Raw genomic sequence first — 11,379 nt, 5'->3', positions numbered from 1 at the left:
TAGTGCCTGAAGCGGGGCATGGGACGGGTCCTTGTCGGCCTGCGATGAGTCAATGCTACCAAACCCGGAGCGAGGTTTTCGGGACTTTTTCTACAGCCTCAACGCCTACAGCACGCGCGGCTGCGGAATGGAGGCGCAGCCGCAATGTAGCAGCCGTCGCCGTGACTGTATTGGTTATGCGCGGCCGACATCATATTTGCTAAACAGTAGGTCCATTTCCTTTTCGAGCAGCAACTGATTGCAGCGCTTTAGCCATCCATAGAGCTCAAGGAGTGAAAGTACAGTGGCTTTTTTGGACTCGAAATCATCTCCCAGATGAAGCCCTTCAAGGGATTGTTTCCTGCTTGCCAGACGCTCAAACTCCTCCATGCCTTCCAGCTTTTTGGACCTCATATCTCGAAGAGTAAGACTGATCTCAAAGGGAGCTGCATCCAAGTGCAGTTGTGCAATTGAATCGAATCCCGAAACCATATTCTGGATACTCTCATCGCCTTCATCTGTACGAGCTGCCGCATTCACTCCCAAAACCTGACCGAGAGTATTTGATAGCTCGTTGTAGCTTTCTGAAAGTTGTTTTTGCTTATCCTTGTAGTAATCAAAAAGATGCTGCCTGGCTGCGAATTCATTAGCTTCTCGTATTTGTGCAAGAGTCGCTTTGAACTGGAGCGATGCAGCGAAATAAGCAGCACAGCCAGCGATCAAGGCTGGACCAAGAATTTTAACTCCTTCTGAGATCAGCTCAGCTAAAACCGGATCCATGACCTCGTCCCCTTGACGCATAACGCTCGCAGCATGCGCGCCCACGGAATGGCGCCGAAGGCGAAATGTAGTGGGCGTCGCCGTGCCTGCACTTGTTATATGGTTTAGTCTCGAAGACCGTGTTCATAGTGGTAATGCTCTTGCGAGGCCGAGGAAAAGCTACCCACAAACGCGGGGTCATCCCTTTTGGCATCAAGTGTATCTGGGGCCATATTATGTGAGTCAGACTCAATAGCCCAATCGAGCACCCCACTATTGACCGGTGTTTTCGTGAGTACGCCAGTGAGACGATTTTGATAGATCCACGCTTCTGCAGCATCCAACTCCGTGAATGCCCCGCCGACAAAGCGACCACCCTCGCCATAAAACAGCCAAATTTCGCTCAACTGGTTTCCTCGTGCATATAACAGCTAATTCTACGAACGCGTTCGTATAACACACATTCGTATAACTCCAGGATCAGGTCGCCCGAGTACCAAATAAAAAACCACAAATTCAGCACTTTAAAGGCGACGCCACGGCTACCGCAGGAGTTATACGCCCCTGTCCTAGCCACTCCCGTGTACTTTCGGGGGCGTATAACTCCAACGCCCCATCTTTTCCTTTCAACCATATCAGATAGTTATCGCTTTTTCCCCGCCGAGGTAGGGACTTTTGCGAACGCGTTCGCTGAACTCCGAACGACAGGGATTCTGCGCATGTAGGTATGCCCAGAGCATGACAGGCACGAAAGCAGCTATTCAGAAGCTTTCCAGGTATTTCAGGGGCAGGGCGGTGGAGTCGATGACCCGCCGTAGCACAAAGCTTGAATGAACGCCGCTGACCCCGGGTATGCGGGTGATCTGGTTGAGCAGGAAATGGTGGTAGTGATCCATGTCCGGCACCACCACTTTCAGCATATAGTCGGCGTCCTGGCCGGTGATCAGGTAGCACTCCTGTACTTCCGGGTACTGGGCTACCTGTTGCTCGAAGGCTTCGAAGCGTTCCGGGGTGTGCCGGTCCATGCCGATCAGGATAATGGCGGTCAGGGACAGGCCCAACTTCTTGTGGTCCAGCACGGTCACCCGCTGACGGATAATGCCGGCCGCCTCCAGTGCCCGCACCCGGCGCAGGCAGGGGGAAGGGGACAGGTCAACGGCTTCGGCCAGCTGCTGGTTGTTGAGGCTGCCATCCCGTTGCAGGGCATCCAGGATGCGCCGGTCGGTGCGATCGATCTTGTGCGGGCTCTGGCTATTTGGTGGCATATAATTGCTCATTCGTGATGTTAAAGGGCTTATCCTGCCTTTATTCTTGGGCCTTGCAGCCAAAAAAGCAATTAAATTCTGGCTAGCCTGCGTTATCATGGTCTTATATCAAAACCGACGTTGCTCCCAGTAAAAAGGACACCATCATGGCTTTCGATCACAGCAAGTACATCCCCTTCCAGCCGGTTCGCAAGACAGACCGCCGCTGGCCGGACCAGGTTATCGAACAGGCGCCCACCTGGTGTGCCGTCGACCTACGGGATGGTAACCAGGCGCTGGTGAAGCCCATGACCGTGGCCCAGAAGCAGCGTCTGTTCGATTTGCTGGTGAAAGTTGGTTTCAAGGAAATCGAGATTGGCTTTCCGGCCGCCAGCCAGCCGGATTTCGATTTCTGCCGCAAGCTGATCGAGGAAGACCGTATTCCTGATGATGTGCGCATTCAGGTGCTCACCCAGGCTCGGCCCGAGCTGATTGAGCGTACCTACCAGGCCCTGGAGGGGGCAAAGCGCGCCATCGTGCACGTGTACAACTCCACCTCCACCGTGCAGCGCGAGCAGGTATTCGGCATGGACCGCGAGGGCGTTAAACAGATTGCGGTCAACGGCGCAAAACTGGTGAAGGAGATCGCGACCCGTTACCCGGACACCGACTGGACCTTCCAGTATTCGCCGGAGAGCTTCACCGGTACCGAGCTGGCCTATGCGGCAGAGGTGGTGGACGCCGTCACCGAGGTGTGGCGCCCGGACCTGGGCCAGAAGGTGATCATCAACCTGCCGGCTACGGTGGAAATGGCCACACCCAATGTGTTTGCCGACCAGATCGAGTGGATCTGTGACAACATTCAGCGCCGGGAGCACCTGAGCATCAGTGTGCACACCCACAACGACCGGGGTTGCGGCGTGGCTGCGGCAGAGCTGGCGGTGATGGCCGGGGCCGACCGGGTGGAAGGCACCCTGATGGGTAATGGCGAGCGCACCGGCAACATGGACCTGGTGACCATGGCCATGAACCTGTACAGCCAGGGCATCGACCCGAAAGTGGATATGTCGAACATGGCCGAGATCACCGATGTGGTGGAGGCCTGCACCGAGATCTCCACTCATCCGCGCCACCCCTATGCGGGCGAGCTGGTGTTCACCGCGTTTTCCGGCAGCCATCAGGACGCCATCCGCAAGTGCCTGGCCTATCGCAAGCCGGACGACAAGTGGAACGTGGCCTACCTGCCCATTGATCCCCGGGATCTGGGCCGCCGCTACGAAGAGGTGGTGCGTATCAACAGCCAGTCCGGTAAGGGCGGCGTGGCCCACGTCCTCGAGCGGGACTACAAGATCAGCCTGCCACGCTGGCTGCAGATCGAGTTCAGCCAGTGCGTGCAGAAAGAGGCGGAAACCAATGGCGGTGAGATCGACTCCCACACCATCCACCGCCTGTTCGAGGAGCGTTACCTGGCGGTGGACGAGGGCTGGTCACTGTCTACCTACGACCTGCACCGGGATGAGGAAGGTGTCAATGCCACCGTCAGGTTTGGCAAACCGGCGATCGAGCTGAAGGGCCATGGCCTTGGCGCGGTGGAAGCCGTGGTCGCGGCACTGCAGGACCGGTATGGCATGGCCCTGGCGGTGGAAGCTTACGATGAGTTTGCGCTGGGCGAGGGCACCAACGCCAATGCCATGGCCTGCATTCGCATCGTGGTGGATGGTGAGGTCCACAGTTCCGCGGCCCTGGCGGAGGATACAACGTCGGCGACCTTGCAGGCGCTGCTGTCAGCGGTGGCGAACCATGTGGCTGTGCCGGTGGGCGCGGAGGCAGCAACTGCCTGAGCTGGCTCCAGCGTTACGCAGTAGGTCAGCGAATTAACCGCACGGGACACCAGACGCAGGAAAGCCGGCAGTTGCCGGCTTTCCTTGACTGTTCCCAAAGCCCGTGAGGGGCAATGGGCGGAGCCCATAACCTTACATCGGGGTTACGTTTTCCGCCTGGGGTCCTTTCGGGCCCTGGGTAACGGTGAACTGGACCTGCTGGCCTTCGGCCAGGGTCTTGAACCCGCTTGAATTGATTGCACTGTAGTGAACGAAAACGTCACTGCCGCCGTCCTGGGCGATAAAGCCAAAACCCTTGGACTCGTTGAACCATTTTACGCTGCCGGTTTTTGTATCAGACATTGATCTTTCCTGTGTTTCTGAACGTTGCGCCCTCACGGGACTTTTTCTGTGTGCCGGTGGTTGTATAACACGCCAACACAGTTTTGCTGGGGATAGGGCAGTTGTACTGAGGGAAGGGGTAACTGAACGCCTGAAAGCAGACCGTTGCAACACATTCACTAAATACCGCTGTCTTTCCACAGCAATTTCAGTATAGACCGACTTCCGGGGGCGTCAAAGATTTTTTGAAGTCCTTGAGCCACCCCCGTTTTCAGAGAAAAAAACAGGCGTCTGTCACGCATCTGACATATTCCTGTGAGTTGGTCAGCGGCGAATTTGCTGGTCAATCTCCTGCAATATGGCCGGGTCGTCGATGGTCGATGGGGCTGACCATGGTTCCCCGTCGGCAATCTGCCGTATCACCCGTCGCAGGATCTTGCCTGACCGGGTTTTCGGCAGCCGTTCCACCACGATGGCCCGCCGGAAGCAGGCGATGGCACCGATCTTGTCCCGCACCATTTCCACCAGCTCTTCCTCCAGTTCCTCGGGGTCGATGGTGGCGCCGTCTTTCAGCAAAACCAGCCCCAGGGGAACCTGGCCCTTCATTTCATCGCTGGCGCCTACCACACAGCATTCGGCAACCGCAGGGTGGGCTGCGACGACCTCCTCCATCTCGCCGGTGGACAGGCGGTGGCCGGCCACGTTGATCACGTCATCGGTCCGCCCCATGATGAAGACATAGCCGTCTTCGTCCACGAATCCGCCGTCGCCGGAACTGTAGTACCCCGGAACAGGATCCAGGTAAGTCTTGCGGAAACGCTCGTCGTCGCCCCACACGGTGCTCAGGCACCCCGGCGGCAATGGCAGTTTCACCGCAACCTGGCCCTGTTCTCCATGGGGCATGGGGCGCCCGGCCGGGTCGACCACCTGAACATCAAAGCCAGGAGAGGGCAGGGTGGCCGAGCCGGGTTTGGTCTGCATCTCCTGGATGCCCACCGGGTTGCAGCAGATGGCCCAGCCGGTTTCCGTCTGCCACCAGTGGTCCAGTACCGGCAGGCCGGTATGCTCGATCAGCCAGTCGTAGGTCGGTGGATCCAGCCGCTCACCGGCCAGGAAAAGGCGCCGCAACGAGCTGATATCGTAGTTTGCCAGCAGGTCCGCTTCCGGATCTTCCTTGCGCACGGCCCGGAAGGCGGTCGGGGCGGTGAACAGGTAGTTCACGCCGTGCTCCTGCACGACGCGCCAGAAGGCGCCGGCATCCGGCGTCTTGACCGGTTTGCCCTCGTAGAGAACGGTGGTGCAGCCCATGAACAGCGGGGCGTAGACAATATAGCTATGGCCGACGACCCAGCCCACGTCCGACGCCGCCCAGAATACGTCTCCCGGCTTTGCGCCATAGACCAGTTCCATGCTGTAGCGCATGGCGACGGCATGACCACCGTTGTCGCGCACCACGCCCTTGGGCTTGCCGGTAGTGCCGGAGGTATAGAGGATATACAGCGGGTCGGTCGCAGCCACGGGTACCGGGTCAACCGGGTTGGCTTTGGCCATTTCGGTATCCCAGTCCAGGTCGCGCCCGGGGGTCATGTCGGCGATCACCTGCGGACGCTGTAACAGGATGCAGCGCTCCGGTTTGTGCTCGGCCTCTTCAATGGCCTTGTCCACCAGCGGTTTGTAGGCAATAACCTTGCTGACTTCGATGCCACAGGAGGCCGTTACGATGGCTTTGGGCCTGGCATCGGTGATCCTGACCGCCAGTTCGTGGGCGGCGAACCCACCGAATACCACCGAGTGAATGGCCCCCAGGCGGGCGCAGGCCAGCATGGCGATCACCGCCTGCGGCACCATGGGCATATAGATGATGACCCGGTCACCATGGCCGACGCCCTGAGCCTTCAGCACACCGGCAAAACGGGCCACCTGGTCGGTCAGTTCCCGGTAGGTATAGCTCTGCTTGGTCCCGGTGACCGGTGAGTCGTAGATCAGGGCGTTCTGGTCACCGCGACCGGCGCGGATGTTGGCGTCCAGGGCCACATCACTGGTATTGATCAGGCCATCGGGAAACCATTCGCCGTGGCCATTATCCTTTGCTTTCCAGATGTTTTCCGGGGGGCGGATCCAGTCGATGGCAGTGGCTTTCTCTCGCCAGAACGCCTCGGGCTGGTCCACGGAACGGCGGAACTCCGTTTGGTAATCCATAGGGGCACCTCGTCAAATGGTATCGTTGTTGTTTTTTTACACGATAGGGTTCCGACTGTAAGGCATCTGGTGGTGAGCGGAAGTAGACCAAAGGCTAACCGGGCGCACGTGCGGCTCGCCCGCGCTGCGCAGGTATGTAGATTGAGGCGGGATATTGGCGTTCGGTCAGGGCGTCTGGCCGGATTCGGTATGAACGGAGGACACAGTGGCATCCACCGTTCCTTTGGCCAGTTTTGCCTGAATACGGTCTCCCGGTGACAGGCTGGCGGGATCGCGCACCACGGTCTGGTCGTCACTGGAGACGATAGCGTAGCCCCGCCCGAGGGTGGCCAGGGGGCTAACGGCATTGAGGGTGCGGGCCGCGGCTTCCAGTTGCTGGTTGCCGGTTTCCAGCTGTCGTTTCAGGCTCGCCTGCAGTCGCTCGCCGAGTTGCTGTACCTTCTGGCCCTGTTCACCGATCTGGCGGGAGGGTCGGTGGGCCATCAGGCGCTGCGCCAGGTGGTTGCTGTGGGTGTGCTCTTTCGCCAGTCGCTGCCCGATGGCGTGGCGGAAGCGCAGCTCCACATCGTCCAGGCGTTGGGCCTTTTCCTGCAGCTGCTGGCGTGGGTCACGCAGTCTTGCAGCAATCTGATCCAGCCGTATGTTCTGTTGCCGCAGTTGGCGGTTGGCAGCGCTGATCAGTCGTTGACGGGTCTCGGCCAGCCGGGCGACCCAGGCGGACTGGTCTGGCGAGATTTTTTCGGCCGCGGCGGAGGGGGTAGGCGCCCTCAAGTCAGCCACGAAATCGGCTATGGTGACGTCCACCTCGTGACCTACGGCACTGACGGTGGCAATCGGGCAGTTGGCGATGGCCCGGGCCACGGCTTCCTCGTTGAAGCACCAGAGGTCTTCCAGTGAGCCGCCGCCGCGACCGATGATCAGTACGTCGGCCTGGTTGTGGCGGACGGCCCGGTTGATGGCGTCCACGATGCTGGCGGTGGCCGCCTGGCCCTGTACTGCGGTCGGGTAGAGGGTGACCGGAATACCGGGGCAGCGGCGTGCCAGCACAGTCAGGATGTCATGAATGGCTGCGCCCGTGGGGGAGGTGACCACGCCGATATGGCGGGGCGTATCCGGGATGGGCTTCTTGCGCTCCACCGCAAACAATCCCTCTGCCTGCAATCGGGCCTTGAGGGCGTCGAAGGCCTGTTGCAGCGCGCCGAGCCCGGCCGGTTCCAGGTGCTCCACAATGATCTGGAAGTCACCCCGGTTCTCGTACAGACTGACTTTGCCGCGGATGCGCACCTGGTCGCCTTCCTTCGGAATCTCCCGCAGGCGCTGATTGAATCCCCGGAACATGGCGCACCGCACCTGGGCCCTCTGGTCCTTGAGAGAAAAGTACCAGTGACCGGAAGAAGGCCGGGACAGACTGGAAAGCTCACCTTCCACCCAGGCCTGCATGAAACTGCTCTCCAGCAGGTGCCTGGCCTGGCGGTTCAGTTCGGAAACGGTCAGCGAACGGGGGCGAAGGGTCTGGGAGGAATCAGGGTACATCTCTGTCTCGTCTGGGCTCGTCGAAGTCCGTAGGGCGCCGGAAATCACCATGTTATCAGAACCTTCTCGTTCACCATACGGGTTTTCCGAGAAGGTGAAGCATCAAAAACGACGAAAATTCAGCAAGATGCACTCTGAGGGCGATTGTGGTGCGGTTTACTGCAGCGCCCGCGGCACTTATAATAGTTCGATTAAGGTGACCGGTTCCGTTGAACGCCGAAGCAACGGCGCCGGGCCTATACACAGTTTGTCCAGAAGGCGGGTCCCAATGTTGCGAATAGCCGAAGAAGCCCTCACGTTTGACGACGTTCTCCTGATGCCGGGTTACTCCAGCGTGCTGCCCAGGCACGTAGACCTGAAGACCCAGCTGACCAAGGGCATTACCCTCAACGTTCCGCTTTTATCAGCCGCCATGGATACGGTTACCGAATCCGAGCTGGCCATTGCCATGGCCCAGGAAGGCGGTATCGGTATCATGCACAAGAACATGACCGTTGAGCAGCAGGCTGCCGCCGTGCGCAAGGTCAAGAAGTTCGAGAGCGGGGTGGTCAAGGATCCCATCACGGTTTCCCCCTCCAATACCGTTCGTGAGCTGGTGGACATTACCATGGCCAACAGCATCTCCGGCCTGCCGGTAGTGGACGGCAAGGACCTGGTGGGCATTGTCACCGGTCGTGATATCCGCTTTGAAAGCCGCATGGATACCCGGGTGGCCGATATCATGACCCCCAAGGATAAGCTGGTCACGGTCCGCGAGGGGGCCGACCTGGAAGAGGTCAAGGAACTGCTGCACCGCAACCGTATCGAAAAGGTGCTGGTGGTCAACGAAGAATTCGAACTGCGCGGCCTGATTACCGTCAAGGATATCCAGAAGGCCAAGGATTACCCGTTGGCCTGCAAGGATGACCAGGGGCGCCTTCGCGTCGGTGCGGCGGTCGGCACCGGCGGCGACACCGAAGCTCGTATCGCAGCGCTGGTGGAAGCCGGCGTCGACGTCATTGTGGTGGACACCGCCCATGGCCACTCCGCAGGCGTCATCGAGCGTGTTCGCTGGATCAAGGAAAATTACCCGCAGGTGGACGTGATCGGCGGCAACATCGCCACCGCCGACGCCGCCATTGCACTCGCTGATGCCGGCGCGGATGCTGTCAAGGTTGGTGTGGGCCCGGGCTCCATCTGTACCACGCGGATTGTTTCTGGTATCGGCGTACCGCAGATTACCGCCGTTTCCAACGTGGCCGCCGCCCTCAAGGATCGTGGCATACCGCTGATTGCCGATGGTGGTATCCGTTTCTCCGGTGATATTGCCAAGGCCATCGCCGCCGGCGCCTATTGTGTCATGGTGGGTGGCCTGCTTGCGGGCACTGACGAGTCTCCGGGTGAGGTGGAGCTCTTCCAGGGCCGGAGCTACAAGGCCTATCGTGGCATGGGCTCCATCGGTGCCATGGGGCAGGGCTCCAGTGACCGTTACTTCCAGGATGCCAGCGAAGGCGTCGACAAGCTGGTACCGGAAGGCATCGAGGGTCGTGTTGCCTGCAAGGGCCCCATGCGCAATATTGTCCACCAGCTGATGGGCGGCCTGCGCGCCTCCATGGGTTACACGGGCAGCGCGGATATGGAAGCCATGCGCACCCGTCCCCAGTTTGTTCGCATCACCAATGCCGGCATGCGTGAAAGTCACGTGCACGACGTGACCATCACCAAGGAAGCCCCGAACTACCGGGTCAGCTAAGCCGTTCCGGTTCACGGCCCTCGTAAGAGGGCCGTTTTCGTCTTGTCTGTTGAGGAATCCATGTCCCAGAACATCCACGACCACCGCATCCTGATTCTCGATTTCGGTTCCCAGTACACCCAGCTGATCGCCCGCCGTGTACGGGAGATCGGGGTCTATTGTGAGATCAAGCCCTTCGATCTCACCGCGGAAGAAATCGATGAGTTCCGGCCCAAGGGGCTGATCCTGGCCGGTGGCCCGGAATCGGTCACCAAGCTCGGTGGTCCCCGGGCGCCCGAAGGTGTTTTCGAGCGCGGCGTGCCGGTGCTGGGGATCTGCTACGGCATGCAGACCATGGCGGAACAGCTCGGTGGTCGGGTGGCGAGTTCCGAGAAGCGGGAGTTCGGCTACGCCCAGGTCAAGGTCCGTGCCGAAGGGCCACTGCTCAAGGACATCAAGGACCATCTCACCGCCCAGGGTGAATCGCTTCTGGATGTGTGGATGAGTCACGGTGACAAGGTCGTTACCATGCCCGAGGGCTTCGAGCTGCTGGCCTCCACCGAGAGTGCGCCGATTGCTGCCATGCAGGATGCCCGTCGAGGGCTCTACGGTGTGCAGTTCCATCCGGAAGTCACCCACACCCTGCAGGGGCAGCGGATTCTTGAGCACTTCGTCAAGGATATCTGCCATTGCGAGGCCCTGTGGACGCCGGCCCGGATCGTCGACGACGCGGTACGCCAGATCCGCGAGCAGGTGGGCAGTGAGAAAGTGCTGCTGGGCCTCTCCGGTGGCGTGGACTCGTCGGTCACTGCGGCCCTGCTGCACCGTGCCATTGGCGACCAGCTCACCTGCGTGTTTGTGGACAATGGCCTGCTGCGTCTGAACGAGGGCGAGCAGGTGATGGACATGTTCGCCCGCAATATGGGTGTAAAGGTGATTCGGGCGAATGCCGAAGATCTTTTCCTGGGCCGGCTCAAAGGTGTTGAGGATCCGGAACAGAAACGCAAGGTTATCGGCAACACCTTCATCGAGGTGTTCGATGAGCACGCGACCCGGATTACCGACGTGAACTGGCTGGCCCAGGGCACCATCTATCCGGACGTGATCGAGTCTGCCGCGTCGAAGACCGGCAAGGCCCAAGTCATCAAGTCTCACCACAATGTGGGCGGGCTGCCGGAGACCATGAAGCTCAAGCTGGTGGAGCCCCTGCGGGAGCTGTTCAAGGACGAGGTGCGCCGCATCGGCCTGGAACTGGGGCTGCCCTACGATATGGTTTACCGCCATCCCTTCCCGGGGCCGGGCCTGGGCGTGCGTATCCTCGGTGAGGTGAAGAAGGAGTACGCCGATATCCTGCGCCGTGCCGACGCTATCTTCCTGGAAGAGCTGCATCGCGCCGACCTGTACCACAAGACCAGCCAGGCGTTTGCCGTGTTTCTGCCGGTGAAGTCGGTGGGTGTAGTTGGTGACCAGCGTCGTTACGAATACGTGATTGCCCTGCGGGCGGTGGAAACCATCGATTTCATGACCGCCCGCTGGGCGCGGCTCCCCTACGAGCTGCTGGAAACCGTGTCCAACCGGATTATCAATGAAATCACCGGTGTCTCCCGGGTTACCTACGATGTGTCTTCCAAGCCGCCAGCAACCATTGAGTGGGAATAGGTTAGCGCAAGGTAACGTCAGGCAATAACCGATACCAGAACCAGAAAAACCCGGCGTACTTGCCGGGTTTTTTCGTTTCTGCCGGATGAAACCGCTCGCCCAGGCCGTTTTTTTTGTCGTTACCACCGCAACA

Annotated in this window: 9 protein-coding genes; 3 read left to right on the top strand and 6 right to left on the bottom strand. The window is 59.7% G+C overall.

What is annotated here, in order from left to right; translation table 11 throughout:
* Window positions 1–174 precede the first annotated feature (174 nt).
* The 3 genes from ACFOZ5_RS11610 to ACFOZ5_RS11600 all read right to left on the bottom strand — a co-directional run bounded on the left by ACFOZ5_RS11610 (window position 175) and on the right by ACFOZ5_RS11600 (window position 2,003).
* A complete protein-coding gene (locus ACFOZ5_RS11610; protein ID WP_379887441.1) occupies window positions 175–759 on the bottom strand; it encodes a hypothetical protein in 585 nt (194 codons plus the stop codon).
* 104 nt (window positions 760–863) lie between these two features.
* Complete coding sequence (locus tag ACFOZ5_RS11605) at window positions 864–1,145, bottom strand: DUF7710 domain-containing protein (RefSeq protein WP_379887439.1); 282 nt, start codon at window positions 1,143–1,145, stop codon at window positions 864–866.
* Window positions 1,146–1,499: 354 nt separating this feature from the next.
* Complete coding sequence (locus ACFOZ5_RS11600) at window positions 1,500–2,003, bottom strand: Lrp/AsnC family transcriptional regulator (RefSeq protein WP_379887437.1); 504 nt, start codon at window positions 2,001–2,003, stop codon at window positions 1,500–1,502.
* A 146-nt stretch (window positions 2,004–2,149) separates the two neighbouring features.
* Between ACFOZ5_RS11600 and leuA the strand changes: the two genes are divergently transcribed.
* Window positions 2,150–3,823: a 2-isopropylmalate synthase gene (leuA, locus tag ACFOZ5_RS11595; RefSeq protein WP_379887435.1), complete on the top strand. Its 1,674-nt coding sequence runs from the start codon at window positions 2,150–2,152 to the stop codon at window positions 3,821–3,823.
* Window positions 3,824–3,955: 132 nt separating this feature from the next.
* Here the strand turns inward: leuA and ACFOZ5_RS11590 are convergent, their stop codons facing one another.
* The 3 genes from ACFOZ5_RS11590 to xseA all read right to left on the bottom strand — a co-directional run bounded on the left by ACFOZ5_RS11590 (window position 3,956) and on the right by xseA (window position 7,876).
* Window positions 3,956–4,165: a cold-shock protein gene (locus tag ACFOZ5_RS11590; protein ID WP_379887433.1), complete on the bottom strand. Its 210-nt coding sequence runs from the start codon at window positions 4,163–4,165 to the stop codon at window positions 3,956–3,958.
* A gap of 303 nt (window positions 4,166–4,468) precedes the next feature.
* A complete protein-coding gene (locus ACFOZ5_RS11585) occupies window positions 4,469–6,343 on the bottom strand; it encodes a propionyl-CoA synthetase (protein WP_379887431.1) in 1,875 nt (624 codons plus the stop codon).
* A 165-nt stretch (window positions 6,344–6,508) separates the two neighbouring features.
* Entirely contained in the window at window positions 6,509–7,876 is a 1,368-nt protein-coding gene (gene xseA, locus ACFOZ5_RS11580; RefSeq protein WP_379887429.1) for an exodeoxyribonuclease VII large subunit, read from the bottom strand.
* A 268-nt stretch (window positions 7,877–8,144) separates the two neighbouring features.
* On the opposite strand from xseA, the gene guaB reads away from it, so the two are divergent.
* Together guaB and guaA are read left to right on the top strand one after the other, a co-directional pair.
* Window positions 8,145–9,608 carry an IMP dehydrogenase gene (gene guaB, locus ACFOZ5_RS11575; protein ID WP_379887427.1) on the top strand — a complete coding sequence of 488 codons (1,464 nt, stop codon included), beginning with the start codon at window positions 8,145–8,147 and terminating at the stop codon, window positions 9,606–9,608.
* A gap of 60 nt (window positions 9,609–9,668) precedes the next feature.
* The gene (gene guaA / locus ACFOZ5_RS11570; protein WP_379887425.1) at window positions 9,669–11,246 is read left to right on the top strand and encodes a glutamine-hydrolyzing GMP synthase; all 1,578 of its coding nucleotides are present in this window, start codon (window positions 9,669–9,671) and stop codon (window positions 11,244–11,246) included.
* Window positions 11,247–11,379 lie beyond the last annotated feature (133 nt).

It is taken from the genome of Marinobacter lacisalsi (genome assembly GCF_042651045.1).
In the GTDB taxonomy this organism is placed as follows: Bacteria; Pseudomonadota; Gammaproteobacteria; order Pseudomonadales; family Oleiphilaceae; genus Marinobacter; species Marinobacter lacisalsi.
Note: the sequence above shows the minus strand (reverse complement) of the source record. Positions and strands in the feature narration are given on the sequence as shown.

Excerpts from the sequence above, each read along its gene's own strand:
- ACFOZ5_RS11610 (WP_379887441.1), bottom strand. The coding sequence starts at position 759 with ATGGATCCGGTTTTAGCTGAGCTGATCTCAGAAGGAGTTAAAATTCTT.
- ACFOZ5_RS11600 (WP_379887437.1), bottom strand. The coding sequence starts at position 2,003 with ATGCCACCAAATAGCCAGAGCCCGCACAAGATCGATCGCACCGACCGG.
- leuA (WP_379887435.1), top strand. The coding sequence starts at position 2,150 with ATGGCTTTCGATCACAGCAAGTACATCCCCTTCCAGCCGGTTCGCAAG.
- ACFOZ5_RS11590 (WP_379887433.1), bottom strand. The coding sequence starts at position 4,165 with ATGTCTGATACAAAAACCGGCAGCGTAAAATGGTTCAACGAGTCCAAG.
- ACFOZ5_RS11585 (WP_379887431.1), bottom strand. The coding sequence starts at position 6,343 with ATGGATTACCAAACGGAGTTCCGCCGTTCCGTGGACCAGCCCGAGGCG.
- xseA (WP_379887429.1), bottom strand. The coding sequence starts at position 7,876 with ATGTACCCTGATTCCTCCCAGACCCTTCGCCCCCGTTCGCTGACCGTT.
- guaB (WP_379887427.1), top strand. The coding sequence starts at position 8,145 with ATGTTGCGAATAGCCGAAGAAGCCCTCACGTTTGACGACGTTCTCCTG.
- guaA (WP_379887425.1), top strand. The coding sequence starts at position 9,669 with ATGTCCCAGAACATCCACGACCACCGCATCCTGATTCTCGATTTCGGT.